The following is a 26,314-nucleotide window of genomic DNA, read 5'->3' on the forward strand; positions in this document are numbered from 1 at the left end:
CGCCAGCGAAACGACCTATAATTCGGGGGCAGAAATACTGCGGGTAAGGGGAAAATTTCAATGATGCGGTTTGATCTATCGGTTTGCCTTGGCGCGCTCGCCGTGTCGCTGTTGGCCAGTTCACAAGGCCATGCGCAAACCAGCGACGCGAATGCTGTCGCAGCGACTGAATTGGTCACTGCCGACGTGATTGGGGGGAAGGACGACGAGATCGTCGTCACCACGACCGCACAGAAAAGATTCGAGAACCTTCAAAACGTCCCGCTCGCGGTGCAGGTGGTCACGCCGGCACAGCTCGAGGCGCAGGGCGTCCGGCACTTCCAGGATCTCGGCAAGGTCGCGCCGTCGCTGACGATCCGCACGGCCGAACATCCGGTCAATGCCAACGTCTCGCTGCGCGGCGTCGGCACCTTCGCGTTCGGCATCGGCGTCGAGCCGAGCGTCGCGGTGACGGTCGACGGTGCGGCGGTCCCCTTCCAGGCGCGCGCCTTCGCCGACCTTCCCGACGTGGCGCAGATCGAAGTGCTGCGCGGGCCGCAGAGCACCTTGTACGGCAAGGCGGCTTCGGCCGGCCTGATCAAGATCATGACGATCCAGCCGACCGACACGCTGCATGTGCGTGCCAATACGCTGGGGACCACCGACAGCGAGTTCGGCGGCAATTTCAGCATCACTGGGCCGATCAGCGAGACGCTCGGCTATGTGTTCTCGGCCGGTTACAACAATTGGGGCGGCAATGTCCGCAACGTCGTCAATGGCGAGAAGGCCAATGGCCGCGAGACGCTCAACACCCGCGCCAAGCTCCGCTGGAAGGCGACGCCGGACCTCACTTTCACGCTGTCGGGCAATTATCTGAACGGCAACACGACCGTCGGCCGCCCGTTCATCCGCATGGCGCCCGATGCGCTGCTGCGCAACCAGGCCGGCCTGACCCCTGCAGTGGCGTTCCCCGGGGTGACGATCGACGAGGACAATCAGGACATCGCCAACAACTCGCCGTCGCGCACCAAATATTGGGGCTGGGGCACGCTGCTGCGCAGCGAGGCCAATATCGGCAAGATGAACATCCTCTCGCTGACGTCGTACGATCGCTACCGCCTCGACGACTATCTGGATCATGACGATACCGCGGCGCCGGGTCCATTCGGCAGCAATTTCAACGTCGGGGCGTTCAAGTCGCGGCTGTTCACCCAGGAGCTTCGCCTGCTCTCGCCGGGGGACGAGGCATTCCGCTATGCGATCGGCCTCTATTACGCGAATGTCGGCTTCGAGCGCCCGTTCAAGCGCGGCCCGGCCTTCTCGCCCGCCGATTGGGATGCCAGTTCGGGATCACGCCAGATCGCCGGCTTCGCCCAGATCGACTGGGAATTCCTGCCGCATCTGACGGCGACGGCAGGTGGCCGCGTCCAGAACGAGGCGATCAAATATACCTTCCACGACAAGATCGCCGGGACCAACTTTGCCGGCGATGCGAGCGACAGCACCGCCACCTATCGCCTCGGCCTCAGCTATCAGGCGACGCCGGACATCATGTTCTTCGGAAGCTATACGACCGGCTACAAGGGGCAGACCTATGATCTGACCACCGGCTTCAACGCCGCGCGCGCGGCGGCCGGCCCGATCCGGCCCGAGACGTCGCGCGACAAGGAGTTCGGCGTGCGCACCCAGTTCTTCGATCGGCGCGCGACTTTCAACGTCACTTATTTCGACACCGACTATACCGATCTGCAGGCGCAATCGATCGAGACGGTCAACGGTACGTCGAACTTTCGCCTCACCAATGTCGGCGGGCTCAACACCAAGGGCCTCGAGTTCGAGCTGGGCGCCCGGGTCACGCACGATCTGAGCTTCAACGGCGCGGCGACCTATCTCGACGCGACCTACACCTCGTTCCCGTCCGCCCAATGCTATGTGCTGCAGACCGCGGCGCAGGGTTGCGTTTCGGTACCCGGTTCGCCGGCCAGCCAGAACCTGACGGGCACGCGCGCCGTGCAGTCGCCGAAATGGAAGACCTCGGCGGGCATGGAATATGCGCCGTCGCTGGGCGAGAATCTCAAGGGTGTCGCGCAGGCGAGCTGGCAGTATCAGTCGAGCCTCTATTACGTCGCTCGCGATCCGCAGGCCTTCCAGCCGGGGTTCAGCGTGTTCAATCTGGGCCTGGGCGTGCGCGAGCAGAATCGCCGCTGGGAAGTGACGGCGTTCGTCAACAACCTGTTCGACAAGCAGTATTTCCAGTCGCTGGTGAACTCGGCGGGCAATTACGGCAATCGGATCGGCACCCAGGCATTGCTGCCGCGCGACTTCCGCCGCTACGGCGGGGTGCGGGTCGGCGTGAATTTCTGACCTCGAAGCGGGGCGGGACGGGTTCCCGCCCCCAATTTTGCGGATTATGCGACGACCGCCGCGAAGACGGGACGGCATCGAATCCTTGACTTTCGATGCCGAATCCGCTTTGGGCGCGCCTTCCGCGGAAACGCGCAGGGTTTCGGCAGCACCCCAAGAAGCTGCCTGGTCTGGGGTACCTCACACGGCCCCTTAACGAACGAAGGAAAGACATATGCGCCATCGCGTAGGCGGCCGTAAGCTCCAGCGGACCTCGGCTCACCGCATCGCCCTGTTCCGCAACATGAGCGCCGCGCTCATCAAGCACGAGCAGATCACCACCACGCTCGCCAAGGCGAAGGAGCTTCGCCCCTATGTGGAGAAGCTGATCACGCTCGCCAAGAAGGGCGGCCTTTCGAACCGTCGTCTGGCGCATGCCCGCTTGCTCGACGACGCACAGCTGACCAAGCTGTTCGACGTGCTCGCCGCGCGCTACGCCGATCGCAACGGCGGTTACACCCGCGTGATCAAGGCCGGCATTCGCGCTTCGGACGCGTCGCCGATGGGGATCATCGAGTTCGTCGATCGCGACGTCTCGGCCAAGGGCCAGGATTCGGGCCCGGTCCTGACCGACGAGGATTTCGACGAAGCCGCCTGATCGCAGCGTCGATTTCAAGGACTTGAGAAGGAGGCCGGCCCTGCATAGGGTTCGGCCTCCTTTCCATTTCCGGGGTCGTCGATGCGCCGCCTGATTCTTGCTTTGCCTCTGCTTTTCGCCAGCCCGGTCTTTGCCCAGACCCCTTCGGAGCCGCATTCGACGATGACCAAGCCCGCTTATCCCGAGACCCGCCGTGTCGATGTCGTCGAGGAGCAATTCGGCGTGAAGGTCGCGGATCCGTATCGCTGGCTCGAGAACGACGTGCGGAACGACAAGGAAGTCGCCGACTGGGTCGCCGCACAGAACAAGGTCACCGACGCCTATCTCGCGACCCTGCCGGGGCGCGACCAGTTCGCCGCCCGGATCAAGGCGCTGTTCAATTACGAGCGCTTCGGCGCGCCGGTGAAGAAGGGCGGCCGCTATTTCTATGCCCATAATGCGGGCTTGCAGAACCAGGCCGTGCTCTGGGTCCGCGACACGCTCGGCGGCGAGGGGCGGGTGCTGATCGATCCCAATGGCTGGTCGAAGGACGGCGCCACCGCGCTCGCCGAATGGCTGCCTTCCGAAGACGGCAAGCTCCTCGCTTATTCGATCCAGGACGGCGGCACCGACTGGCGGACGATCAAGGTGATCGACACCGTCACGGGCAAGGAGACCGGCGACGAAGTCAACTGGGCGAAGTACACCATGGGTCTGAGCTGGGCCAAGGACGGCTCGGGCTTCTTCTATTCGCGCTATCCGGAGCCGCCCGCCGGGGAAAAATTCCAGGCGCTCAACGAGAACCACAAAGTCTATTTCCACAAGCTCGGCACGCCGCAATCGGCCGACCGGCTGGTCTATGAGACCCCGGCGAGCCCCAAGCTCAGCCATTATGCCGGAATCACCGACGACGGCCGCTATCTGGTCATCGGCACCACCGAGGGCACCGACAACAAGAACCTCGTCCACATCGTCGACCTGGCCGATCCCAAGGGACAGCCGCGCGAGATCATCGGCCAATTGGCGAACGAATGGTCGGTGATCGGCAATGTCGGCTCGAAATTCTGGTTCGCGACCGATGCCGGCGCGCCGCGCCAGCGGATCGTCACGCTCGACATCGATGACCCGTCCCTGACCGCCAAGACGATCGTCCCCGAGCAGAAAGAGACGCTGGCGGGCGCCTCGATCATCGGCGACCGGCTGATCCTCAACTACATGGTCGATGCCAAGACCGAGGTGCGCCGCTACAAGCTCGACGGCACCGCCGACGGCAAGGTCGCCTTGCCCGGCATCGGCACCGCGAGCGGGTTCGGCGGCGAGGCGGACGATCCCGAGACCTTCTTCGCCTTCACCAGCTTCAATTACCCGACGACGATCTTCCGCTACGACGTCGCCACCGGCAAGGCCACGCCATGGGCGCAGCCCAAGGTCGCCTTCGATCCGTCGCAGTACAAGGTCGAGCAGCGCTTCTACGCGTCGAAGGACGGCACGCGCGTGCCGATGTTCGTGGTGCGCAAGAACACCACCACCGGCCCGGCGCCGACCTTGCTATGGGGCTATGGCGGGTTCAACGTGCCCTACACCCCGGCTTTCTCGGCGGCGCGGGTGGCGTGGATGGAGCAAGGCGGGGTCTTCGTCCTCGCCAATATCCGCGGCGGCGGCGAATATGGCAAAGCTTGGCACGATGGCGGCCGCCTTGCCAACAAGCAGAACGTGTTCGACGATTTCATCGCCGCGGGCGAATATCTGATCAAGGAAGGGATCACCGGCAAGGAACAGCTGGCGATCCAGGGCGGATCGAATGGCGGGCTGCTGGTCGGCGCGGTGGTCAACCAGCGCCCCGATCTGTTCGCCGCGGCTTTGCCCGCGGTCGGCGTGATGGACATGCTGCGCTTCGATCGCTGGACCGCCGGCCGCTATTGGGTCGACGATTACGGCTATCCGTCGAAGGAAGCCGATTTCAGGCGGCTCTATGCTTACTCGCCCTATCACAACATCAAGGGCGGCAAGGCGTATCCGGCGATCCTCGTCACCACCGCCGACACCGACGACCGCGTCGTGCCCGGACACAGCTTCAAATATACCGCGGCGCTGCAGGCCGCCGAGATCGGCGACAAGCCGCACCTTGCCCGCATCGAGACCCGCGCCGGCCACGGCTCGGGCAAGCCGACCGACAAGATCATCGAGGAGGCGGCGGACCTGTACGCCTTCGCGGCGAAATGGACCGGCCTCGAGGTGAAGCCCCGCTGAGCGACGTCATTCGCGGGAACGGGCGCAGTTCGCGGCTCGTTTCCCGCGCATGCATCATATTCGACTGCTCTACGCCGCGCCCTTGCTGCTCGCGGCCTGTTCCGATCGCGCCGCCGCGCCTGATGCGGAAAATGTAGCCGCCACGACCAGTCCGGCCCCGCCGATCGTCGAGAATCGGGCCGATCCGTTGCCGCAGCCCAGCCCGGCCGCGCGCGAGAAGGAGCTGGCACCGTCGCCAACTGCGGGCGGCGACGGATCGCAGATCGAGCTGACGGCGCTGCAGCCCGACGATGCCGAGAGGCTCGAAGGCGAGCTCGGCTGCGCTTTCGCGGAGCGCCGCGGCGGACCGGCGCTGCTCGTCGGCAAGGCCGATGTCGGCAAGGCGGCGCGCGCCTTCGCAGTGGTCCGCAACGGCGGCGTGCGCGAAACCTTGGCCGCTTCCGCGACCGGCGGCTTCGGCGCGATGGAGAAGGGGCTGCGTTTCGGCGGCAAGGGCCTGACGGTGCGGGTAACCCCGCACGACCGCATCGCCACCGGCGACGAGAGCGTCGCGCAGCGCGCCACCCTGCTCGTCCAGCGCGGCGACGGCGCCGAGCGCCGCTTCGAGGGGCTGTGGACCTGCGGGCCCTGAGCCGCGCACGGCGCGGCATTCATCGCATCGTCAGCATCGCTGGCGCAGCTTTCGCCGAAAAGGGGGAAGGGCAGCGATGTTGAGGCATTCGATGATCGTGCTGCTGGCGCTCGCGCCGCCGGCTTTCGCGCAAGCTGCGGGGGCAGACGTCGTCGCGCGCGCCGCCGCGAGCGAATATCTCGCCGCCGAACAGGGCGTCGGCCTGTCGATCGGCGTGGTCCGGAACGGCAAATTCACCAGCTGGCATTTCGGTGCGATCGCCAAGGGCGGTCCGGCGCCCACGGCCGACACCGCCTATGAGATCGGGTCGATCTCCAAGACGATCACCAGCCTGTTGCTCGCCCGCGCGGTGGTCGCGGGCAAGGCGAGCCTCGACGACTATGTCCGCAAGTATCTCGACGGCGACTGGCCGAAGCTCGAGTTCGACGGCCAGCCGGTGCGGCTGCTTCATCTCGCGAACATGACGTCGGCGCTGCCCGACAACCTGCCCGATCTCTCCGGCATCGGCGAAGATCCCGGCCGCTTTCGCATGGCGAAGGCGATCGCGGCCTATGGCGAGGCCGATTTCCTCGCCGACCTGCAAAGGGCCTCGCCGGGCAAGCGTCCGGGGGAGGAGGTCGCGCATTCGAACGTGGCGGCGCAGCTCATGATCTATGTGCTCGAACGCGTCTACGGCGTGCCGTACGAGGATTTGCTGGTCCGCGAGATCGAGCGCCCGCCCGGTTTCACCCACAGCGCGGCGGCGACCGGCTATGACGCGGAAGACAATGTCGCCGCGGTGCTGCCGCGCGAGAAGTTCGGCTGGCGTTATTCGACCAACGACATGCTGCGCTACGCCGCGCTCCAGCTGAACGAGAAGGACCCGGCGGTGGCGCTCAGCCACAGGGGCAGCTGGTTCACGCTCGACAAGAAGACCGCGGTCGCGATGAACTGGATCGCCACCGATCTCCCCGGCGGCGGGCGCCAGTTGCGGACCTCGGGCGGCACCTTCGGCTTTGCCAGCGTGATCCAGCTTTACCCCGAACGCCGGCTCGGCATCGTGCTGATGGCCAATCGCTCGAAGCCAACGACGCAGGGCAAGCTTTCCGACATCGCCGATCGGATCGTCGGCGCGCTTGCGCCGCCCCCGCGCTGAGCCTGCCCGGGACCCGCTAACGCCTCAGCGGGCGCTTCCCGACGCAAGGACGAGATTTCGCGCGTCGCGAATGAAAATGTCGAGCACCCCGTCGGCGATCTTGATCGGGCCATCGAACCGGACGGCGCCGGGGATCGACTGGATCGCCTCGGCCTGTGCGGCGAGCCGCTGGGCTTCGGCTAAGAGCCGGTTGGCGGTGTCGCCGCTGCCCGGCGTCTGGTCCAAAGCTGCGGCGAGGCCGCTGACCGTGAGCTTGAGCGCGCGGCCCCAGAGTTCGGTGGCGTCGAGCCACGGCTTGGCCTCGGCGGCAAAGCCCGGCACGGTCACGCCCGCGCGGATGAGATCGGGTGCGGTCGCCAGTTCCTCGGCAGCGACGGCGAGGCCGTCGAGCGCTTCCGCCTGCGCGCTGGCATCGCCCGATGCCAGCGCGTCGCGAGTGCGATCGATCAGCACCTTGAGGCGCGGGGCCTGCGGCTGCCACGGGTGGGTGCCGAAGGTCGGGGCGAGATGCTGGGTGTCGAAGAAGGTGAGCAGCGCCGCCGTCACCTGGCGGTCGCCGCCCGCCAGATAGCGCGCCGCGGCGTGCCAGGTGCGATCCGAATCATAGCCGCGATCGTTCCACGCAAAGGCGATCAGGCCCATCACCGCCGGACGGCTCGCCGCCTCCTGATTCATCGGATTGGAAACGATCCCGCTCAGCTCCCCCGACAGCCCCGCCTCGCGGCGGGCATAAGGCGCGAGCAGCAGCCGGCCCGCGGATTCGCGGTAATCGTTGACCGGATAATTGTCCCACAACAGGGTCTTGCGTCCGAACGCCCTGGTCGCGTTGCGGGCGTCGTTGACCGAGATGGAAGGCGGCACGACATCGGTGCCCGTCCACTGGACGACCACGCGCGGATCGAGCTCCTTGCGCAGCGTCGCTTTGTACGGGCTCTCGGTGGCGTTGTAATATTCGGTCGGCACCATGATCAGCGAGCCGTGATCGTTCGCAGCGATCAGATCGGCCTGAACCGCGTTGAGCAGCTTCGCCTGTGCGCTCGCCGCGGCCTTTTCGCCCGGCTTGCCGAACGCCGCCTCGTCGCCGGGGCAGTTCCATTTGGTATATTCGATATCGTCGAGCGCGACATAGAAGCTGCGCACCCCGATGCCCCGCATCGCGCTGAACTTGCGGCGGATCGCATCGAGATCGGCCGGGTTCGAATAGCAGATCGAGGGGCCGGGCGAGATCGCATACACGAAATTGACGTGGTGGCGGTTCGCCGCATCGACCAGCCCGCCCAATGCCTTAAGCGTCTCCGCCGGATAATCCTCGCGCCAGCGATCGCGCGCGAAGACCTCGTCCTTGGGGCTGTAGATATAGGTGTTGGCCTTGAGCTCGGCGAGGAAACCGATATGCGATGCCCGCTCGGCCATCGACCAGGGCTTCCCGTAAAAACCCTCGATCGTCCCGCGAACCGGCATCGCCGGATAGTCCGCGACGGTGAGGGCGGGGACGCCGTGGCCGGTGACGATCTGCCGCAGCGTCTGTGCGGCATGATACAGGCCGTCGCCATCCTTGCCGGCGAGGACGATCAGCGTGCTGCCGTCCGCCGCGGCGCTGGTCAGCGCATAGCCTTCGTCCTGCGTCGGCAGCGTCGCGCCGGTGCGCGCCAGCGCGCTTTTCACCAAAGGCGCGCCGCCGGTGCCGAGCACTATATGAGTAGCGTCCAGACGGGCGGGGAGGCGGGCCGCGGTGCGGATCTGCTCGACGCCCGCGGCGGTCAGGATGCGGCGCACCAGCGCATCGGTTTCCGGATCGTGCTTGCCCGCCTGCACCAGCACCACTGTCTTGCCGAGTGCCAGCTCCCCGCCGGTCAGCTTCGCCGAGACCGGCGCAGGAAAGATGGCGGGCAGGGTCTGCGCGCCGGCAGGGGCGATGAGCGCGAGCGGCAGCGCGACGCTCGACGAGAGCAGGAGGCGGCCGAGCAGAAGCGATACGCGCATCAAAATCCCCTACGGTTCTATAAAGGTACTAGATAGGTTCTATGTTTTAGATGCCCGCTTAGGGCAAGCCGCTATGCCATCAAAATGCACAGGCTGTCGGTAATGTAGCGAGGCGCGAGATGCACGCTGGTCGCGCGCGGGCGACTCCGACTGCATTTGACCTGAGGCGGGCGACGTAACAACACCTTCGCTGAGCGGCGCGGATTGCGTTCGGCTCGTGTTCAAGAGGGGGATATATGACGATCTTTCGTTGCTTGCTGGGCCATGCCGCGCTCGCCGGGGTGATTGCAGTGCCGACGGCTGCGCAGGCCACCACGCGTGAGTGCCGGGTCAAGCCGACGCTCGTCGCCACCGACCGGCACGGCATGGTGTTCGTCAGCGGAGAGGTGACTTCGGGCGCGAAGGGGACCTGGACCTGGGTGACCGTTTGCAATGCGACCAGTGTCTGGAACAACATCTCCACCAACGTCTGCGGAAACTGGTACGCCGCATTGCTCTCCGCCCAGGCTACGGGGAAGACGATTCACATCTATTATGACGACGTGAACAACAATAGCATCGCCGATTGCGCGACGTTTCCCGGCTGGGTCCCCCGGATCGTCGATTATCTGGGCCTGGTGAACTGAGCGTCCCGGCACGCGGCGAGCGCGCAATAAGCTTGCCGCGATGCCTTCCCATGCCGGCCGCATCTGCTATGCGCGCTGGGCATGGAACATCATGCCGATTCAGTCCTGATCGTCGATTTCGGGAGCCAGGTGACCCAGCTGATCGCGCGCCGCGTGCGCGAGGCCGGGGTCTATAGCGAGATCGCCCCCTTCAACACCGCCGCCGAGGCGTTCGAGCGGATGAAGCCCAAGGGGATCATCCTGTCGGGCTCGCCGGCATCGGTGCTCGACGAGGGCAGCCCGCGCGTGCCGCAGGCGATCTTCGATTCGGGACTGCCGATCCTCGGCATCTGCTATGGCCAGCAAGTGATGATGCATCAGCTGGGCGGCGAGGTTCAGCTGGGCGATTCGGGCGAGTTCGGCCTCGCTTTCATCGAGATCGAGGATAGCTGTGTGCTGTTCGACGGCCTGTGGGCCGAGGGTGAGAAGCATCAGGTCTGGATGAGCCATGGCGACAAGGTCACCACGCTCGCCCCCGGCTTCCGCCCGGTCGCGGTCAGTCCGGGATCGCCCTTCGCGGTCGTCGCCGACGATGCCCGGCGCTATTACGCCACCCAGTTCCACATGGAAGTGGTCCACACTCCCGACGGCGCGAAGCTGCTCGCCAATTTCGTCCGCCATGTCTGCGGGCTGCAGGGCGACTGGACGATGGCCGAGTTCCGCGCCGCCAAGATCAAGGAGATCCGCGAGCAAGTCGGCCCGGGCCGGGTGATCTGCGGGCTTTCGGGCGGCGTCGACAGTGCAGTGGCGGCAGTGCTGATCCACGAGGCGATCGGCGAGCAGCTCACCTGCGTGTTCGTCGATCACGGGCTGTTGCGGGCCGGCGAGGCCGATCAGGTCGTCAGCCTGTTCCGCGGCCATTACAACATCCCGCTGGTCCATGTGAACGCCGAGACTTTGTTCCTCAACGGCCTTGCCGGCGTGACCGATCCCGAGGCGAAACGGAAATTCATCGGCAAGACCTTCATCGAAGTGTTCGAGGAAGAGGCGAAGAAGATCGGCGGCGCCGATTTCCTCGCGCAGGGCACGCTCTATCCCGACGTGATCGAGAGCGTCAGCTTCACCGGCGGGCCGTCGGTAACGATCAAGAGCCACCACAATGTCGGCGGGCTGCCCGAGCGGATGAACATGAAGCTCGTCGAACCCTTGCGCGAATTGTTCAAGGACGAGGTCCGCGCACTCGGCCGCGAGCTCGGGCTGCCCGACATCTTCGTCGGCCGCCATCCGTTCCCGGGGCCGGGTCTCGCGATCCGCATCCCCGGCGAAGTCACCAAGGAACGCTGCGACATCCTTCGGAAAGCCGATGCGATCTATCTCGAGGAGATCCGCAACGCCGGGCTCTACGATGCGATCTGGCAGGCCTTCGCGGTGCTGCTGCCGGTGCGCACCGTCGGAGTGATGGGCGATCACCGGACGTACGATTATGTGCTGGCGCTGCGCGCGGTGACCTCGACCGACGGGATGACTGCGGTGGCGTTCCAGTTCCCCGGCGATTTCCTGCCGCGAGTGGCAACCCGGATCGTCAACGAGGTCAAGGGCGTCAACCGCGTGACCTACGACTATACCTCAAAGCCGCCGGGCACGATCGAGTGGGAGTGATGCGCCGCGGCCTGCTGGTATTGCCGCTGCTGCTCGCGGCCTGTGGTGGTCCCGAGGCGGAGCCCAATGCGGCGCGGACCGTGGTGATCACCGGTAACGACAATGAGTTGATCGTCCCGGTCCCGCGCGTCGCCGGGAATGCCATCGACGTGGTGGAGCCTGTGGTGACGCTCGCGCCCGACAGTCTCGGCCTCGGCGCCGGCCGCCGCGCGACGTTCGGCATGCCCCGCGCTGCAGTGACCGACATGCTGGCAAAGATGCTCGGCAGCCCGATCGAGGAAGGCGACGACCAGGAATGCGGCGCCGGCGCTTTGTCCTTCGCCAGCTTCCGCGGCGGGCTCGGCCTCTATTTCGAAGACGGCAAGTTCGTCGGCTGGGATCTTGACGGCCGCGATGGCGCCCAGTTCTCCACTGCATCGGGCCTCGGCATCGGTGCGACCCGCCAGCAGCTCGATTCCGTCGGGCCGGTCACCGTCGAGGATTCGACGCTCGGCGTCGAATTCAGCGCCGGCGGCCTTTCCGGGTTGCTCAGCTCGCGCGACCCCGAGGGCGAGATCACCAATCTCTGGGCCGGCGCGACGTGCATCGCCCGCTGATCGAGCCGGCGGCGCCCGATGACGCCGCCGCGGTGGTGGCGTTGTGGCGCGCCTGTGGGCTCACCCGCCCATGGAACGACCCCGAAGCCGATTTCGTCCTCGCCCAGGGCGGCACCAGTTCCGCGGTGCTGGTCGCGCGCGGTGCCGATGGCCTCGCCGGCAGCGTCATGACCGGCTTCGACGGCCATCGCGGCTGGGTCTATTATCTCGCCGTTTCGCCGGACTGCCGCGGCGCCGGCCTCGGCCGCGCGCTGATGGCCGCCGCCGAGGATTGGCTCCGCGCCCGCGGCGCCCCCAAGCTCCAGCTCATGGTCCGCGAGGACAATGCGGCCGCTCTCGGCTTCTACGAAAAGCTGGGGCTGGCGCGGCAGCAGGTCGTCACGCTCGGCCGCTTCCTGAAGGATTCCGCATGACCGTCACGATGTTCGGCATCAAGAATTGCGACACGATCAAGAAGGCGCGCGCCTGGCTCGACGACAATGCCGTCGCCTATGACTTCCACGACTACAAGACTGCCGGCGTGGACGCGGCCCGGCTCGCCCGCTGGATCGCGGCGGAAGGCTGGGAGGCAGTCCTCAATCGCGCCGGCACTACCTTCCGCAAGCTCCCCGATGCCGACAAATCGGGTCTCGACGCCGACAAGGCGACCGCGCTGATGCTGGCCCAGCCGTCGATGATCAAGCGCCCGGTGCTCGAGCATCCCGGCGGCCTGCTGATCGGCTTCGCGCCGGATCGCTACGCCCGCGCCTCGCTCTGAAAGCCGTAGCGGCATCGTTCGATTTCCGTTACGATCCTGCCTGCATGAAATTGCAGGCATGGGAGGGATGCGTGGCAACCTGGATTCGGCAACGGCCCCCGGGCTGGTTCGTGGTGGTCGCGGCGGTGCTCGTCATATGGGGGCTGCTCGGCTGCGTCGCTTTCTACATGCACGTCACGCTGGGGCCGGCGATGGATCCCGCCGCCACCGATTGGGACCGCGCCTATTATGCCGCGCTGCCCGGCTGGTTCACCCCGGTCTACGCGGCGGCGGTGGGCGGCGGGTTGCTCGGCGCGATCGCATTGCTGCTCCGCTCGAAGCTGGCCTTGCCACTGTTTCTGGTCTCGCTGATCGCGGTGATCGTCCAGTTCGGCTATGTCTTCCTCGGCACCGACATGCTCGCGCACAAGGGGGCGGGCCCCACCGTGCCGTTCCCACTGTTCATCGCGGCGGTCGCGGCGTTCCAGATCTGGCTGGCGCAGTTCGCCCGGCAGCGCGGCTGGATTTCCTGACCGCGCCCTCGCTGGCGCCGACGCGCGCGAGCGACTAGAGCGAATTCCATGTCCACCTATACGCTCGATACCGGCACCAGCCGCGCCAATCCCACGCCCGCGCCGATGAAGCGGCTCACCGTGCCCGCGATCCGCGATCGCAAGGGCAAGGATCCGGTGGTGATGCTCACCGCATACACCACCCGGATGGCGCAGTTGCTCGATCCGCATTGCGATGTGCTGCTCGTCGGCGACAGCCTCGGCCAGGTGATCTACGGCCTGCCGTCGACCCTGCCGGTGACGCTCGATATGATGATCGCGCATGGTGCGGCGGTGGTGCGCGGCAGCTGGCATTCGGTGGTGATCGTCGATCTTCCCTTCGGCAGCTATGAAGCGAGCCCCGAGCGTGCCTTCGAATCGGCCGCACGCGTCCTCGCCGAAACCGGCGCGGCGGGAGTGAAGCTCGAGGGCGGCACTGCGATGGCCCCGGTGATCGAATTCCTCACCCGGCGCGGCATCCCGGTGATGGGGCATATCGGCCTGACCCCGCAATCGGTGAACGCGCTCGGCGGCTATGGTGCGCGCGGGCGCAGCAATGCCGAGCATGCCCAGATCCTCGACGATGCCCGCGCGATCGCCGATGCCGGCGCGTTCGGGATCGTCGCCGAAGGCGTGGTCGAGGGCCTCGCCAACGAGATTACCGCCGCGGTGCCGGTCCCGGTGATCGGCATCGGCGCCTCGGCCGGGTGCGACGGGCAGGTGCTGGTGACCGAGGACATGCTCGGCCTGTTCGAGCGCACCCCGCGCTTCGTGAAGCGTTACGACGACCTTGCCGGCCGCATTTCCGCCGCGGTTGAGACCTATGCCGCCGAAGTCCGGTCGCGGGACTTCCCGGGCGCAGAACAGGTCTATCCGGCGCGCAGCTGAAGGGCTAGCAGCACGCTTCCTTTAGGCGAACCCCGCGGCTAAGGTCCGCCGCGCCCGCACCAACCCCATGGAGTCACTCTTGGCGCTTCCTCCCGGTACCACTGACGAAGCCTTTCTGCGCGAAGTCGACGAGGAATATCGCCGCGATCAGGCGATGCACATCTTCCGGCGCTACGGCCGGTGGATCATCGGCGCGATCGTGGTGGCGCTGATCGCGCTCGCCGGCTGGCTCTATTGGCAGCATCACAGCCAGGCCGAAGCCGGCAAGCAGGGCGAGGAATATGATGCCGCGATGCGGCTGGTCGAACAGGGCCAGGTCGACAAGGCGGTCCCCGCGCTCGACAAGATCGCCACGAGCGGCGGCGAAGGCTATGCCGCCATGGCGCGGATCGCACAGGGCAATCTGCTGCTCCAGAAGAACGACGCCAAGGGCGCCGCAGCGAAGTTCGCCGAAGTCGCCAACAACGCCGGGCTCGAACAACCCTATCGCGATCTCGCGCTCGTCCGCCAGACGGTCGCCGAATATGACAGCCTCAAGCCGCAGGTCGTGATCGACCGCCTGAAGGGGCTGACCAATCCCAATTCGCCGTGGCTGGGCACCGCGGGCGAGCTCGTCGCTGCGGCGTATCTCAAGGCGGGCAACCGCGCCGAGGCGGGCCGGCTCTACGGACAGATCGCACAGGGGGGCGAGAAGGTCCCCGAATCGATCCGTCAACGTGCGGTTCAGCTGGCGGGCGTACTCGGTGTCGACGCCATCGATCAGTCGAAGGAAACCAAGGCTAAATGAACAACAAGGTGAGGGTGGCTGCCGCTCTCGCGGCGCTCGCGATGGTGAGCGGCTGCGGGATCTTCAAAGGCGGCGGCAAGAAGACCCCCGTGCTCGGCGAGCGCGTGCCGATCCTCGTCTCGGAGAGCGATGTCGTTGCCGACAAGACGCTGGCCGCGGTCGACGTGCTGTTGCCGGAAGCGGCGGCGAACGACGGCTGGCGTCAGCCCGGCGGCAACGCGTCCAAGTCGATGGGCCATCTCGCACTCGGCGCGAGCCCGACGCGGATCTGGTCGAAGGACATCGCCAAGCCGTCCAAGAAGGAACGCCTCGCGGCGTCGCCGGTGGTGTCCGACAACAAATTGTTCGTGATCGACACTGCTGGCATCGTCCATGCGATGGCCGCCGACACCGGCGCCGAATTGTGGCGCGCCAACACCGCCAACGAGGAAGGCAATAAGGGCGCCCGCTTCGGCGGCGGCGTCAGCGTCGAGGGCGAGCGGGCGTTCGCCAGCAACGGCCTTGGCGACGTGGTCGCACTCAACGTCGCCGACGGCGCGGTGGTGTGGCGCAAGCGCCCCGGCGGTCCGCTGCGCGGCGCGCCGACCCTCGCCAACGGCAACGCCTATGTCGTCACGCAGGACAACCAGCTGTTCGCGCTCTCGCAGGAAACCGGCGAGATCGGCTGGACGGTCTCGGCCAGCCTCGAGACGCAGGGCGTGTTCGGCGTCGCCGCGCCGGCTTCGGCGCAGGGCACCGTGATCGCCGGCTTCTCGTCGGGCGAGCTCAACGCCTATCGCTACGAGAATGGCCGGTCGCTGTGGGACGTGGTGCTCTCGCGCACCTCGATGTCGACCTCGGTGTCGTCACTGTCGGACATCGACGCCGAACCGGTGATCGACCAGGGCCGGGTCTATGCGATCGGGCAGGGCGGCCGCATGGTCGCGATGGACATCGCCAGCGGCAATCCCTTGTGGGAGCAGACCATCGCCGGCATCTCGACGCCCTGGGCGGCGGGCGAATGGCTGTTCGTCGTCACCGACGACGCCCGGCTGCTCGCGATCGCGCGCGGCACCGGCAAGATCCGCTGGATCTCGCAGCTCCGCCACTTCCGCAACGAGAAGAAAAAGAAGAACCCGGTCAGCTGGGTCGGCCCGGTGCTCGCCGGGGGCCGCCTCGTGCTCGGCAACAGCGAAGGCGAGATCGTCTTCGCCTCGCCGACCGACGGCAGCGTGACCTCGACGATGGATACCAAGGAACCGATCACGCTTCCGCTGACGGTCGCCAACAACACGCTCTACGTGCTCGACGACAAAGGCCGGTTGAGCGCGTATCGGTAAAATGCGTTTTTCCCCTCCCTGCTCGCAGGGAGGGGCAGGGGGCGGATCAAGTAGCGGGCGGGGCTCGATGCCTCGTCCGCTACTTTGTTTCCGCCGCCCGAGAGTCTATCAGGCGCGCAGACGCGTGCACCCACCCCCAGCCCCTCCCCTGCAGGGAGGGGAGAGGTAGTTTCAAATGCCCCTTCCCATCGTCGCCATCATCGGACGCCCGAATGTCGGCAAGTCGACCTTGTTCAACCGGCTGGTCGGCAAGCGGCTGGCGCTGGTCGACGATCAGCCCGGCGTGACCCGCGATCGCCGCGAGGGCGAGGCGAACCTGCTCGGGCTCGAATTCCGGGTGATGGACACCGCCGGCTACGAGGACAAGGACGTGGCGACGCTTCCCGGCCGGATGCGCGCCCAGACCGAGGCCGCGGTGCGCGACGCCGATGTCTCGCTGTTCCTGATCGATGCCCGCGCCGGCGTGACTCCGCTCGACGAGGAGATCGCCCGCTGGCTGCGCAGCACCGATCGCCCGGTCGTGCTGATGGCCAACAAGGCCGAGGGCAAGGCCGGCGAAGCCGGCATTCTCGAGGCGATGGCATTGGGTCTCGGCGATCCGATCCCCTTCTCGGCCGAGCATGGCGAGGGCGTCGTCGATCTGTTCGAGGCGCTGCTGCCGCATGTCGAACGTGACGAAGCGGAAGAAGCGCCCGAGGACGAGGAATCGCCCGACGCGCCGCTCAAGCTGGCGATCGTCGGTCGTCCCAATGCCGGCAAGTCGACTCTGGTCAACCGGCTGCTCGACGAGGACCGCATGATCACCGGTCCCGAAGCCGGAATCACCCGCGATTCGATTTCGGTCGACTGGGAGTGGGAAGATTTCGAAGGCGCGATGCGCAAGGTCCGCCTGATCGACACCGCCGGGCTGCGCAAGAAGGCGCGGGTCGAGGAGAAGCTCGAAAAGCTGTCGGTGATGGACACGCTGCGCGCGATCGATTTCGCCGAGGTCGTCGTGCTGTTGCTCGATGCCACCCGAGGCCTCGAGGTGCAGGACCTCAAGATCGCCGACCGCGTGCTCCAGGAAGGGCGCGCACTGATCATCGCGCTGAACAAATGGGACGTCGCCGAAAACGCCTCGAGCCTGTTCAACGGCGTCAAGGGCGCGCTCGACGAGGGGCTCGCGCAGGTCAAGGGCGTGCCGCTGCTCACCGTTTCGGCCGAGACCGGCAAGGGGCTCGACATGCTGATGAAGGTCGCGTTCGAGACTCGCGAGGCATGGTCGCGCCGCGTCTCGACCGGCCAGCTCAACCGCTGGTTCGAGCGCGCGATCGAGGCCAATCCGCCCCCCGCGCCGGGCGGCAAAAGGATCAAGCCGCGCTACGTCACCCAGAACAAGTCGCGCCCGCCCAGCTTCGTCCTGTTCGGCACCCGCGTCGATCTGCTCCCGGTCAGCTATCAGCGCTATCTGATCAACGGCCTGCGGAAGGAATTCGATTTCGGCGCGGTCCCGGTCCGCCTCACCCTGCGCGCGCCGAAAAACCCGTTCGATCGCGAGAAAAGTTAGAGCTGTCGTCCCGGCGAACGCCGGGACCTCGTGCCGCGCGCCATTCGCTCGCCGCCCGGGATGACTTGGGTCGCATCAACGCCCTGTTTACGTTCCTGCTCTATCACTGCTCCGGTACGGGCAGGGGATGTGCTTCGGGATATGGACGTGACGATCGGCAATGATCCGCTGGTGAATTGGGAAAGCTACCAGCAGGCGCGCACCGAGCTCGGGGCGAACTTCGTGCGCATCCTCGGCTATTTCCGCGAGGACGGCATCAAGTCGGTCGATCGTATCGAGGATGCGATGCGTGGCCACAACGCCACCGCGATGGTGATCCCCGCGCACACGCTCAAGGGCGAGGCGCGCCAGTTCGGCGCGGACCCCCTGGCCGACCTCGCTGAAACGATCGAGATGATCGCGCGCGGCTGCATCGAGCGCCGCGAGACGCCGACCCAGGCGCTCGAACATGTCGTGAAGCTGCGCCCGCTGTTCGAGACCACACTCGACATGCTCGAACGCGAGGCCAACCCGTTGGTCGCCCGCAAGCCCGCCGCCTTCGGCCGCCGCCCGGTTCTCTGATCAACCGTCATCCCGGCGAAAGCCGGGATCTCATGCCGCATTCCATGCGCTTGACGACTGAGATCCCGGCTTTCGCCGCGATGACGGCTATCAGCTCGCCTCTTCGGCCTTGCTGTTGAGCTGGATGTAATTCTCCAGCCCCATCCGGGCGATCATGTCGAACTGGCGCTCCAGCGTGTCGACATGCTCTTCCTCGCTGGCGAGGATATAGGCGAACAGGTCGCGGCTGACGAAGTCGCGCACCGCCTCGCAATGCGGGATTGCTTCCTTGAGCACGGCGATCGCCTCGACTTCCACCGCGAGATCGGCGCGCAGGATCTCCTCGACGGTCTCGCCGATGCGCAGCCGCCCGAGCAACTGGAAGTTGGGAAGTCCTTCGAGGAACAGGATGCGCTCCGCCAACTTGTCGGCGTGCTTCATCTCGTCGATCGATTCGTGACGCTCGAGCTCGGCGAGCTTCCTGATGCCCCAATTGTCGAGCAGCCGGTAATGCAGCCAATATTGGTTGATCGCGGTGAGCTCGTTCTTGAGCACCTCGTTGAGATATTCGAGGACCTTTGCGTCGCCCTTCATGGCCGTCATCCCTATGCTTTACAGGGATGCCATAGCGCTAAAATTGGGGCGCGAAAACCGCAGAAATCCGCGGTTTTTTAGTTGCGAACGCTACGCAGCCGCACGCTCGTCGTTGATGATCTCGCGGGCGAAAGGCACGCATTGGCCGCATTTGGGGCTGCGGCCGAGCGCGCGATAGGCCTGACAGGCGCTGGTCGCGCCATCGCGGGCCGCCGCGCGGACATCCTGCTCCCGGATTGCATTGCAAACGCAGACGACCATCGCACCCTCACGCTTCGATCGTAGCGATGTACGGCTAATGAGACCGATTCGCAAGGGTATTGCGAGGCATTCGCAGTTATACGGAGGCGGCACCGCGCAGTTGCTGCCAGCGCCATCGCGCCAGACTCCGCCACAGCCATTCGAACGGGCCGAATCGGAAGCGTGCGAGCCAAGGCTTGGACCATAGCAATATCAGTCCCCAGATCGCGAACACCACCGGATAGAGCTGCCAGCGGCTCAGATGCCCGAACCAGCCAAGCCCATAGCCGTAGAACAGCATGGTGCAGATCAGGCTGGTCAGCAGATAATTGGTGAACGCCGTCCGCCCCGCCGCGGCGAGCCGCTCGGTGAGCGCGCCGCCGGGTCTCGCCAGCAGCAGGATCAGGCAAGCCCAACCGACGATCATCGGCGGGCGCAGCGGCGCGGTGAGCGTCCAGCTGCCCAGCGCTACCGAGAACAGGCTGAACTGCGCACGCACGATATAGACGGCAAGCGCGATATAGCCCGGCAGCGCGATGCCCCAGCAAATCCACAGCCAGCGCCGGTAGCGCGCGCGCGGCCATTCGCCGCGGAGCAGGCCGCTACGCAGCGCGGCCATGCCGAACAGCATATAGGCCAGCGTCTCGGGCCCGTAGAACCACAGCATCGGCAGCGGCGTGACGGCATGTTCGGCCAGTCGCGTGCGCAGGATGGCCGGATAGTCGCTGCGATAGAGCGTCAGTTCGCGCGCGATCTCGGCAGGGGCGGGTACGCCGATCGTCCGGTTGAGCGCCGCGAGGTCCTGCCCGTGGTGCACTGCGATCGGCACGGTAGCGAAGAACACCAGAGTCACGCAGATCAAGGTGATGCCCAGCGCCAGCAGCCGCGCGGTCGGTAGATTGCGGAGGCCGAACGCGATCATCCCGACCAGCGCATAATGACTGAGGATGTCGCCGTGCCAGACCAGCCAGAGATGCGCGAGCCCGAACGCCAGCAGCCACAGCATCCGCCGGTAATGGACCTTGGCCGCGCTTTCGCCGCAAGCCTCTGCCCGTTCGATCACCAGCAGCATCGAGGCGCCGAACAGGAACGAGAAAAGCCCGCGCATCTTGCCGTCGAACAGCAGGAAATTGATCAGCCACGCCGTCAGATCGGCACCGTGCCAGCCGCCATAGGCGCGCGGATTGAGATAGGCGGCTTCGGGCAAAGCGAAGCTGGCGATGTTGAGCAGCAGGATGCCGAGCAATGCGACACCGCGTACCACATCCAGCGCGGCGAGGCGGCCCGGGCCGCGCGCGTCTTCGGGGGGCGGGGCCGCGCTCATGCGGCCCAGCGCTACAGCCAGCTGGCGATCTGCTCCAGCGACTTCTTCTCGAGCGCGTGCGCCGGGATGGTCGCGTCGGCGGCGGCATGGCCCGCGACGATCACCATCAGCGGCTTTTCATGATCGGGCCGGCGGCACACCCGGTTGAGGAAGCGCATCGGGTTGGGGGTGTGGACCAAGGTGGCGATCCCCGCCTGATGCAGCGTGGCGATCAGCAGGCCGCAGGCAAGGCCGACGCTCTCGGTGACATAATAATTCTGCTTGAGATCGTCCGGATCGGGCCCGCCGCGGCGCTGGGCGAAGACGACGATCAGCCACGGCGCGGTCTCGAGATACGGTTTGTCGGCACCGGTGCCGAGCGGGACGAGGGCCTCGAGCCATTCGCTGCCGGCGCGGCCATCGTAAAAGGCGCGTTCCTCTTCCTCGGCGGCGATCCGGATTGCGCATTTCGCCTCGGGCGACGAGACCACGCAGAAGTGCCAGGGCTGGCGGTTCGCACCGTTCGGAGCTGATCCGGCTGCCGTCAACGCCGCCTCGATGATCGCGCGCGGCACCGGCGCTTCGCTGAACGCGCGGCAGCTGCGGCGCGACTGCATCGAATCGCTGAACGCCCGGGCGCGGGCGACGCGTTCGGCGTCGGTCAGGTCAGGATATGGCTGCCAGGGCAGCACCTCACGGTCGAACATATTCCGGATCGTGCACAATCTCGGGGCAAAACGCCAGTCAGCGGTTTCCCGTAGGACCGCGATTTTCCTTTCGTATCACAAGCTTGAGGCCCGACCATGTGTCATCTACGGCGCACACCTTGATGTCGACCAGACCGGTGGGCAGCGCGACGTCGCGGATCACGTCTTCCGTAACGTCGGTCTCGACCCGCGCGGCTTTCTTGGGCCACGAGACCCAGATGAACCCGTTGGGCGCCATCAGCGGCTGCAGCGCGCGGAGCTCGCGTTCAAGCTTTTCGCGTTCGGTGACGAACAAATGCGCGCATTGGAGGCCGTCCGACGCGGTCGGCTGTTCCTCGATCTCTGCGCCTGCCGGATCGATCACCGCACGCACGCTTTCGGGCATGTTGTGGAACCAGCAGCGCATGCCGCGCTTGAGCCCGAGCTTGTCGGCGAGCGGCGTCCCGGAATAGCCAGCGGTCATCAGCACCTCCGGCGGGACAGCTTAGCGGCGATTGGCGCGAGGGGAAGGCCCCTAATCCTCCCCCGCCCGGGGGAGGTGCCGCCGAAGGCGGCGGAGGGGGAGGGATCCCGAAGCGCCGTGCTTTCCTCGTCCTCCGTCATGCTTCGCATGTCACCTCCCTCTGGCGGGGGAGGATCGAGACGCTCAGGCGAGCGCCGCGTCGGCTCCCATCAGCGTGGGGAAGAAGCCCTCATGCGCAGTGCGGAGATCGGCGAGCGATACCGTCCAGTCGCCTTCGTCGAGTTCGAAGATGATGCGGTCCTTGATCGTCCGGCCGAGATGGTCGGCGGGGACGTCGGCCTTGTGCGCCGCGACCATGAAGTCGGCGAGGCAAGAATCGCAGACCGTGACGACGTAGAGCCCCTGATCCTCGCCGAATAGCGAGCCGGCCACGCCGAAGGGCTGGGGCTCATTGACCAGCGCGCCGATCCCCGAGGCGAGCGCCATCTCGGCGACCGCCACCGCGAGCCCGCCGTCCGCGACGTCGTGGCACGCGGTGATCGCGCCCTTGGCGATCTGCGCGCGGATGAAGTCGCCGGTGCGGCGCTCGGCGGCGAGATCGACCGGCGGCGGCGGGCCGTCCTCGCGGCCATGGACTTCGCGCAGCCAGATCGACTGGCCGAGATCGCCGCCGCGCTCGCCGATCGTGAGGATGGTGTCGCCGACGCCCTTGAAGGCGATCGTGCAGCTGGTGGCGTAATCGGCGAGCAGCCCCAGCCCGCCGATCGCGGGAGTGGGCAGGATCGCCGAGCCGCCGCCGGTCGCCTTGCTCTCGTTGTAGAGCGATACGTTGCCCGAGACGATGGGGAAGTCGAGTGCGATGCACGCCTCCGACATGCCTTCGAGGCAGCCGACGATCTGGCCCATGATCTCGGGGCGCTGCGGATTGGCGAAGTTGAGGCAGTTGGTCACCGCAAGCGGAGTCGCGCCGACCGAAGTCAGGTTGCGCCACGCTTCGGCGACCGCCTGCTTGCCGCCCTCGACCGGGTCGGCGAAGCAGTAACGCGGGGTGCAGTCGGTGGTGATCGCGAGGCCCTTTTGCGTGCCGTGGACGCGGACCACCGCGGCGTCGCCGCCCGGGCGCTGGACGGTGTCGGCGCCGACCATGTGGTCGTACTGTTCCCAGATCCAGCGGCGCGATGCGATGTCGGGCGAGCCCATCAGCTTGATCAGGTCCGCGACCGGATCCGCACTCTCGGGCAGGTCGGTCAGCGGCGCGCGCTTCGGCGTCGGCACGTGTGGGCGATCGTAGAGCGGCGCCTCGTCGGCGAGCGGGGCGAGCGGAATGTCCGCAACCACGTCGCCTTTCCACTTGAGCACCATCCGGCCGGTGTCGGTAACATGGCCGATCACCGCGAAATCGAGCGCCCATTTCTCGAAGATCGCCTTGGCGAAATCCTCGCGGCCGGGCTTGAGGACCATGAGCATCCGCTCCTGGCTTTCCGACAGCATCATCTCGTACGGCGTCATCCCGGTTTCGCGCTGGGGGACATCGTCCATGATCAGCTCGATGCCGACGCCACCCTTGCTCGCCATCTCGACGCTGGAGGAAGTGAGGCCCGCCGCGCCCATGTCCTGGATCGCGACGATTGCGTCGCTGGCCATCAGCTCGAGGCAGGCCTCGATCAGCAATTTCTCGGTGAAGGGATCGCCGACCTGGACGGTGGGGCGCTTTTCTTCCGAATCCTCGCCGAAATCGGCCGAGGCCATGGTCGCGCCGTGGATGCCGTCGCGGCCGGTCTTCGAGCCGACATAGACGATCGGATTGCCCACGCCCGAAGCGGCCGAATAGAAGATCTTGTCGGTCTGGGCGACGCCGACGGTCATCGCGTTGACGAGGATGTTGCCGTCATAGGCGGGGTGGAAATTCACTTCGCCGCCGACGGTCGGCACGCCGACGCAATTGCCATAGCCGCCGATGCCGTGGACCACGCCCGCGATCAGATGGCGCATCTTCGGATGATCGGGCCGGCCGAAGCGCAACGCGTTCATGTTGGCCACCGGCCGCGCGCCCATCGTGAACACGTCGCGCAGGATTCCGCCCACGCCCGTCGCCGCGCCCTGATAGGGCTCGATGTAAGACGGGTGGTTGTGGCTCTCCATCTTGAAGATCGCCGCCTGGCCGTCGCCGATATCGACCACGCCGGCATTCTCGCCGGGCCCGCAGATCACCTGTGGGCCGGTGGTCGGCAGCTTCTTGAGATGGATGCGGCTGGATTTGTAGCTGCAATGCTCGGACCACATCACGCTGAAGATGCCGAGTTCGGTCAGATTGGGCTCGCGCCCCATCGCGTGCAGGACGCGCGCATATTCCTCGGGGGACAGGCCGTGCTCGGCGACGATTTCGGGCGTGATTCCGGTCATGAGGCGAGCCCATAGCGAGGGCGTGCGGGTTCGTCACCCCGGCGCGGAACATGGCCGGCAGGTCGGGGATCCGACGTGCGGTTCCCGGCTGTGCGGGATCTCCGTTTCCGGAACATGAAAACATGCCAGCATTGGCGTCCGCGAACGATCATAGTATCGGGGAGCACCAATATAGGGGGCGATATGACCGGAAAACTCGCTGCGAAACTGGGAACGTTGGTCGGGATGGTCGCGTTGGCATCGCCGGCGCTGGCCGATTGCACTAATACGCCCACCAATCGTTTGTGCGACAACGTTCAGGTTATCCAACTGGTCACCAGCGAGGACGGTTCGAACAGCATTCGAATATCCGGAAACTATAGTGATTTGACTTGCACGCCATATCAGGGCGGATATATCCGGATCGACATGACGAAACCTTTCGCCAACGTCATGTATTCTCATATCCTATCGGCGCATTTGCAGCGAAAACCGTTGAGCGTCAGGCTGTCGGACAGCATCAACACCTGCACCGTGGTGTATGTCTATTCGACAAACTGAGACGATGGTTTAGTCATCACGCGCGGGGCCTGCGCAAGCGGCGGAACAGCCCGCCGCTGGCGATCGGCTCGAACAGGTCCTCGGGATTCTCGGGGTCGAGCACTTCATGATCGGCGAGCCACGCTGTCACGCCTTCGAGATCGGGCACCGCGTAGGGCCGCAGCGTCTTGCCGGCGCATCGGCGGAGCGATTCGACCGCGGCGATCAGCCCGCCGCGCTCGATCTCCCCGGCGACTTGCTCGGGCGTGCAGCCGAGATGCTCGGCGAGCAGGCCGTCGCGGATCGCGGCGATACGGCCGCTTTTGTCCGTTTCGCCCGGCTCGGCCTCGATCGTGACGTCGCATTCGGTGTCGAGCCGCAGCGAGCGGTTGTTGAAATTGGACGAGCCGACCCGCAACACCAGATCGTCGATCACCAGCACCTTGGCGTGGACGTAGATCGGCGCGCCGCCCGCGGTGAACGGGTGGTAGATATGCAGCCGGCCGTGGGTGTCGCGCCGGCGCAGCGCCTCGACCAGACGGGCGCGGGCAGTGTCCATCGCGACCTGCTCGAGCCAGCCATCGGCTTGCTCGGGATTGACGATCACGATCTCGGGACCATCGGGTTCGTCGAGTCGTTTTGCGATGGCTTCGGCGATGCGGCGCGAGGCGAAATATTGGCTCTCGGCATAGATCCATCGCTCGGCGCGGGCGATCAGATCGAGATAGAGCTGCTCGATCTCATGGACCGCCGCGACACCCTTCATCTCGGGCTGGGTACGCGAGATCGCCGCGGGAACCTGGGTGAAATCCGGCGTCAGCGTTTCGGGCCAGCACGCCTCGCGCGCGGGCGGCGGTGCGATCGGCTTGCCACCCGCCAGCTCCCAGCGCTCGCGGCAGAGCTCGCCGAGCGCACGGGCGACCGGACCTTGCAGCGCGGTGGTGGCGTCGTGCCACGGCATATAGCTCGACCCGGCGGGATCGATCCGGCCGGGCTCGTCGTCGCGGTGCGCGCTGGTATCCCAGCGCTTGCTGGTCATGTCGATCCCGCCGCAGAAAGCGAGGCAATCGTCGATCACGACGATCTTCTGATGGTGCGACGCGCCCGGCGGGTGGCGGCTGTCGAGCCGCGGATGGATCCGCGGGTGGGCCATCCAGCGCAGCGTCGTGCTCAAGGTCCTGGGGCGGAGATAGGTCTTGAGCGCGCCGACGTCCCAGCGCAGCAGATAGATTTCGAGCGCGGGGTTGCGCTTCGCCAGCCAGGTGAGGAACGGCCCCACGCAATCGGGCGCTTCGGGGGCCTGGTCGCAGGCATCGGCCAGCCGGATCCGCGCATCGAAGTCCCAGCCGATCAGCAGGATCTGGTGCCTGGCCATCAGCATCGCGTCGCGCGCAGCGCGGAAATAATCCTCGGCATCGACGATCACCGAGACGCGATCGGCATGCTCGACGCGCCACGCATTACGGTCGGGGCGGACGACCTTGCCCGCCGCGCTCACAGAATTTCGCGGACCTTTTCCGGCGGACGTCCGAGCCGCACGCCCTTTTCGGTGGCGACGAGGGGGCGTTCGATCAGGATCGGGTTCGCCGCCATCGCGTCGAGAATCGTGTCGTCGTCGGCGCCCTTGAGCGGCTTGGCGGCATCCTCGCCGATGCGCAGCCCCTCGCGCGCGGTCATCCCTGCGCGGGCATAGAGCCGCACCAGTTCGTCGCGCGACAGCGGGGTCTTGAGATATTCGACGATCTCGACCTCGATGCCCGGCGTCCCGGTCAGGATCGCCAGCGCCTCGCGCGATTTGGAGCAGCGCGGATTATGGTAGATCGTGGCCTTCATTCCATCTCCGTCACCCCGGCGCACGCCGGGGTCTCGCGCCGCATGAGATCCCGGCCTTTGCCGGGAT

Annotated in this window: 26 protein-coding genes; 17 read left to right on the forward strand and 9 right to left on the reverse strand. The window is 66.3% G+C overall.

Going from position 1 to position 26,314, the window contains the following annotated elements:
* Nucleotides 1-60: 60 nt before the first annotated feature.
* From Q9Q95_RS09155 to Q9Q95_RS09175, 5 genes are all read left to right on the forward strand, one after another.
* On the forward strand, nt 61-2,343 hold the full coding sequence (locus tag Q9Q95_RS09155; protein WP_306096189.1) for a TonB-dependent receptor: 2,283 nt from the start codon (nt 61-63) through the stop codon (nt 2,341-2,343).
* A gap of 214 nt (nt 2,344-2,557) precedes the next feature.
* On the forward strand, nt 2,558-2,980 hold the full coding sequence (gene rplQ, locus Q9Q95_RS09160) for a 50S ribosomal protein L17 (protein WP_306096191.1): 423 nt from the start codon (nt 2,558-2,560) through the stop codon (nt 2,978-2,980).
* A gap of 81 nt (nt 2,981-3,061) precedes the next feature.
* Entirely contained in the window at nt 3,062-5,209 is a 2,148-nt protein-coding gene (locus Q9Q95_RS09165; protein ID WP_306096193.1) for a prolyl oligopeptidase family protein, read from the forward strand.
* 49 nt (nt 5,210-5,258) lie between these two features.
* Nucleotides 5,259-5,840, forward strand: coding sequence for a hypothetical protein (locus Q9Q95_RS09170; protein ID WP_306096195.1), 582 nt, complete (start codon nt 5,259-5,261; stop codon nt 5,838-5,840).
* Nucleotides 5,841-5,916: 76 nt separating this feature from the next.
* On the forward strand, nt 5,917-6,975 hold the full coding sequence (locus tag Q9Q95_RS09175; RefSeq protein ID WP_306096197.1) for a serine hydrolase: 1,059 nt from the start codon (nt 5,917-5,919) through the stop codon (nt 6,973-6,975).
* A 24-nt stretch (nt 6,976-6,999) separates the two neighbouring features.
* Here the strand turns inward: Q9Q95_RS09175 and Q9Q95_RS09180 are convergent, their stop codons facing one another.
* Nucleotides 7,000-8,958, reverse strand: a complete 1,959-nt coding sequence (locus Q9Q95_RS09180; protein ID WP_306096200.1) for a beta-N-acetylglucosaminidase domain-containing protein — start codon at nt 8,956-8,958, stop codon at nt 7,000-7,002.
* A 236-nt stretch (nt 8,959-9,194) separates the two neighbouring features.
* Here Q9Q95_RS09180 and Q9Q95_RS09185 point away from each other — a divergent pair, with 236 nt between their 5' ends.
* The 11 genes from Q9Q95_RS09185 to Q9Q95_RS09235 all read left to right on the forward strand — a co-directional run bounded on the left by Q9Q95_RS09185 (nt 9,195) and on the right by Q9Q95_RS09235 (nt 18,206).
* Nucleotides 9,195-9,584, forward strand: coding sequence for a hypothetical protein (locus Q9Q95_RS09185; RefSeq protein ID WP_306096202.1), 390 nt, complete (start codon nt 9,195-9,197; stop codon nt 9,582-9,584).
* A gap of 81 nt (nt 9,585-9,665) precedes the next feature.
* On the forward strand, nt 9,666-11,222 hold the full coding sequence (gene guaA, locus Q9Q95_RS09190) for a glutamine-hydrolyzing GMP synthase (RefSeq protein WP_306096204.1): 1,557 nt from the start codon (nt 9,666-9,668) through the stop codon (nt 11,220-11,222).
* Nucleotides 11,222-11,818 carry a hypothetical protein gene (locus Q9Q95_RS09195; RefSeq protein ID WP_306096207.1) on the forward strand — a complete coding sequence of 199 codons (597 nt, stop codon included), beginning with the start codon at nt 11,222-11,224 and terminating at the stop codon, nt 11,816-11,818. Before guaA ends, Q9Q95_RS09195 begins: the two co-directional genes overlap by 1 nt.
* Nucleotides 11,803-12,231 carry a GNAT family acetyltransferase gene (locus Q9Q95_RS09200; RefSeq protein WP_306096208.1) on the forward strand — a complete coding sequence of 143 codons (429 nt, stop codon included), beginning with the start codon at nt 11,803-11,805 and terminating at the stop codon, nt 12,229-12,231. Before Q9Q95_RS09195 ends, Q9Q95_RS09200 begins: the two co-directional genes overlap by 16 nt.
* Nucleotides 12,228-12,575 (forward strand): ArsC family reductase, encoded by a 348-nt coding sequence (locus Q9Q95_RS09205; RefSeq protein ID WP_306096210.1) that lies wholly within the window; start codon nt 12,228-12,230, stop codon nt 12,573-12,575. Before Q9Q95_RS09200 ends, Q9Q95_RS09205 begins: the two co-directional genes overlap by 4 nt.
* Nucleotides 12,576-12,646: 71 nt before the next feature.
* Entirely contained in the window at nt 12,647-13,087 is a 441-nt protein-coding gene (locus Q9Q95_RS09210) for a hypothetical protein (RefSeq protein ID WP_306096212.1), read from the forward strand.
* Nucleotides 13,088-13,135: 48 nt separating this feature from the next.
* On the forward strand, nt 13,136-13,993 hold the full coding sequence (panB, locus tag Q9Q95_RS09215; protein WP_306096215.1) for a 3-methyl-2-oxobutanoate hydroxymethyltransferase: 858 nt from the start codon (nt 13,136-13,138) through the stop codon (nt 13,991-13,993).
* A gap of 79 nt (nt 13,994-14,072) precedes the next feature.
* Entirely contained in the window at nt 14,073-14,780 is a 708-nt protein-coding gene (locus Q9Q95_RS09220; RefSeq protein ID WP_306096216.1) for a tetratricopeptide repeat protein, read from the forward strand.
* Nucleotides 14,777-16,099: a PQQ-binding-like beta-propeller repeat protein gene (locus tag Q9Q95_RS09225; protein WP_306096217.1), complete on the forward strand. Its 1,323-nt coding sequence runs from the start codon at nt 14,777-14,779 to the stop codon at nt 16,097-16,099. Before Q9Q95_RS09220 ends, Q9Q95_RS09225 begins: the two co-directional genes overlap by 4 nt.
* 175 nt (nt 16,100-16,274) lie before the next feature.
* Nucleotides 16,275-17,645, forward strand: a complete 1,371-nt coding sequence (der, locus tag Q9Q95_RS09230) for a ribosome biogenesis GTPase Der (protein ID WP_306096218.1) — start codon at nt 16,275-16,277, stop codon at nt 17,643-17,645.
* A gap of 141 nt (nt 17,646-17,786) precedes the next feature.
* Nucleotides 17,787-18,206: an Hpt domain-containing protein gene (locus Q9Q95_RS09235; protein WP_306096384.1), complete on the forward strand. Its 420-nt coding sequence runs from the start codon at nt 17,787-17,789 to the stop codon at nt 18,204-18,206.
* 90 nt (nt 18,207-18,296) lie between these two features.
* Here the strand turns inward: Q9Q95_RS09235 and bfr are convergent, their stop codons facing one another.
* The 6 genes from bfr to purL form a co-directional block, all read right to left on the reverse strand.
* Nucleotides 18,297-18,779: a bacterioferritin gene (gene bfr, locus Q9Q95_RS09240; RefSeq protein ID WP_306096219.1), complete on the reverse strand. Its 483-nt coding sequence runs from the start codon at nt 18,777-18,779 to the stop codon at nt 18,297-18,299.
* A gap of 90 nt (nt 18,780-18,869) precedes the next feature.
* A complete protein-coding gene (locus Q9Q95_RS09245; RefSeq protein ID WP_135965161.1) occupies nt 18,870-19,040 on the reverse strand; it encodes a bacterioferritin-associated ferredoxin in 171 nt (56 codons plus the stop codon).
* A gap of 76 nt (nt 19,041-19,116) precedes the next feature.
* Nucleotides 19,117-20,343, reverse strand: a complete 1,227-nt coding sequence (locus Q9Q95_RS09250; protein ID WP_306096223.1) for a DUF418 domain-containing protein — start codon at nt 20,341-20,343, stop codon at nt 19,117-19,119.
* An 11-nt stretch (nt 20,344-20,354) separates the two neighbouring features.
* Nucleotides 20,355-21,029 carry a nitroreductase family protein gene (locus tag Q9Q95_RS09255; protein ID WP_306096226.1) on the reverse strand — a complete coding sequence of 225 codons (675 nt, stop codon included), beginning with the start codon at nt 21,027-21,029 and terminating at the stop codon, nt 20,355-20,357.
* A gap of 37 nt (nt 21,030-21,066) precedes the next feature.
* Nucleotides 21,067-21,492 carry a hypothetical protein gene (locus tag Q9Q95_RS09260; protein WP_306096227.1) on the reverse strand — a complete coding sequence of 142 codons (426 nt, stop codon included), beginning with the start codon at nt 21,490-21,492 and terminating at the stop codon, nt 21,067-21,069.
* 183 nt (nt 21,493-21,675) lie between these two features.
* Entirely contained in the window at nt 21,676-23,895 is a 2,220-nt protein-coding gene (gene purL / locus Q9Q95_RS09265) for a phosphoribosylformylglycinamidine synthase subunit PurL (protein ID WP_306096229.1), read from the reverse strand.
* A gap of 183 nt (nt 23,896-24,078) precedes the next feature.
* Between purL and Q9Q95_RS09270 the strand changes: the two genes are divergently transcribed.
* The gene (locus Q9Q95_RS09270; protein ID WP_306096231.1) at nt 24,079-24,435 is read left to right on the forward strand and encodes a hypothetical protein; all 357 of its coding nucleotides are present in this window, start codon (nt 24,079-24,081) and stop codon (nt 24,433-24,435) included.
* A 16-nt stretch (nt 24,436-24,451) separates the two neighbouring features.
* Here Q9Q95_RS09270 and Q9Q95_RS09275 read toward each other — a convergent pair whose 3' ends face one another.
* Nucleotides 24,452-25,912 (reverse strand): phospholipase D-like domain-containing protein, encoded by a 1,461-nt coding sequence (locus tag Q9Q95_RS09275; RefSeq protein ID WP_306096233.1) that lies wholly within the window; start codon nt 25,910-25,912, stop codon nt 24,452-24,454.
* Entirely contained in the window at nt 25,909-26,247 is a 339-nt protein-coding gene (gene arsC, locus Q9Q95_RS09280) for an arsenate reductase (glutaredoxin) (RefSeq protein WP_306096235.1), read from the reverse strand. Before arsC ends, Q9Q95_RS09275 begins: the two co-directional genes overlap by 4 nt.
* Nucleotides 26,248-26,314 lie beyond the last annotated feature (67 nt).

It is taken from the genome of Sphingomonas sp. DG1-23 (genome assembly GCF_030730875.1).
Lineage (GTDB): Bacteria > Pseudomonadota > Alphaproteobacteria > Sphingomonadales > Sphingomonadaceae > Sphingomonas.

What these genes read in the sequence shown, in the direction of transcription:
- Q9Q95_RS09155 (WP_306096189.1), top strand. Translation starts at nt 61, where the DNA reads ATGATGCGGTTTGATCTATCGGTTTGCCTTGGCGCGCTCGCCGTGTCG.
- rplQ (WP_306096191.1), top strand. Translation starts at nt 2,558, where the DNA reads ATGCGCCATCGCGTAGGCGGCCGTAAGCTCCAGCGGACCTCGGCTCAC.
- Q9Q95_RS09165 (WP_306096193.1), top strand. Translation starts at nt 3,062, where the DNA reads ATGCGCCGCCTGATTCTTGCTTTGCCTCTGCTTTTCGCCAGCCCGGTC.
- Q9Q95_RS09170 (WP_306096195.1), top strand. Translation starts at nt 5,259, where the DNA reads ATGCATCATATTCGACTGCTCTACGCCGCGCCCTTGCTGCTCGCGGCC.
- Q9Q95_RS09175 (WP_306096197.1), top strand. Translation starts at nt 5,917, where the DNA reads ATGTTGAGGCATTCGATGATCGTGCTGCTGGCGCTCGCGCCGCCGGCT.
- Q9Q95_RS09180 (WP_306096200.1), bottom strand. Translation starts at nt 8,958, where the DNA reads ATGCGCGTATCGCTTCTGCTCGGCCGCCTCCTGCTCTCGTCGAGCGTC.
- Q9Q95_RS09185 (WP_306096202.1), top strand. Translation starts at nt 9,195, where the DNA reads ATGACGATCTTTCGTTGCTTGCTGGGCCATGCCGCGCTCGCCGGGGTG.
- guaA (WP_306096204.1), top strand. Translation starts at nt 9,666, where the DNA reads ATGGAACATCATGCCGATTCAGTCCTGATCGTCGATTTCGGGAGCCAG.
- Q9Q95_RS09195 (WP_306096207.1), top strand. Translation starts at nt 11,222, where the DNA reads ATGCGCCGCGGCCTGCTGGTATTGCCGCTGCTGCTCGCGGCCTGTGGT.
- Q9Q95_RS09205 (WP_306096210.1), top strand. Translation starts at nt 12,228, where the DNA reads ATGACCGTCACGATGTTCGGCATCAAGAATTGCGACACGATCAAGAAG.
- panB (WP_306096215.1), top strand. Translation starts at nt 13,136, where the DNA reads ATGTCCACCTATACGCTCGATACCGGCACCAGCCGCGCCAATCCCACG.
- Q9Q95_RS09225 (WP_306096217.1), top strand. Translation starts at nt 14,777, where the DNA reads ATGAACAACAAGGTGAGGGTGGCTGCCGCTCTCGCGGCGCTCGCGATG.
- der (WP_306096218.1), top strand. Translation starts at nt 16,275, where the DNA reads ATGCCCCTTCCCATCGTCGCCATCATCGGACGCCCGAATGTCGGCAAG.
- Q9Q95_RS09235 (WP_306096384.1), top strand. Translation starts at nt 17,787, where the DNA reads ATGGACGTGACGATCGGCAATGATCCGCTGGTGAATTGGGAAAGCTAC.
- bfr (WP_306096219.1), bottom strand. Translation starts at nt 18,779, where the DNA reads ATGAAGGGCGACGCAAAGGTCCTCGAATATCTCAACGAGGTGCTCAAG.
- Q9Q95_RS09245 (WP_135965161.1), bottom strand. Translation starts at nt 19,040, where the DNA reads ATGGTCGTCTGCGTTTGCAATGCAATCCGGGAGCAGGATGTCCGCGCG.
- Q9Q95_RS09250 (WP_306096223.1), bottom strand. Translation starts at nt 20,343, where the DNA reads ATGAGCGCGGCCCCGCCCCCCGAAGACGCGCGCGGCCCGGGCCGCCTC.
- Q9Q95_RS09255 (WP_306096226.1), bottom strand. Translation starts at nt 21,029, where the DNA reads ATGTTCGACCGTGAGGTGCTGCCCTGGCAGCCATATCCTGACCTGACC.
- Q9Q95_RS09260 (WP_306096227.1), bottom strand. Translation starts at nt 21,492, where the DNA reads ATGACCGCTGGCTATTCCGGGACGCCGCTCGCCGACAAGCTCGGGCTC.
- purL (WP_306096229.1), bottom strand. Translation starts at nt 23,895, where the DNA reads ATGACCGGAATCACGCCCGAAATCGTCGCCGAGCACGGCCTGTCCCCC.
- Q9Q95_RS09270 (WP_306096231.1), top strand. Translation starts at nt 24,079, where the DNA reads ATGACCGGAAAACTCGCTGCGAAACTGGGAACGTTGGTCGGGATGGTC.
- arsC (WP_306096235.1), bottom strand. Translation starts at nt 26,247, where the DNA reads ATGAAGGCCACGATCTACCATAATCCGCGCTGCTCCAAATCGCGCGAG.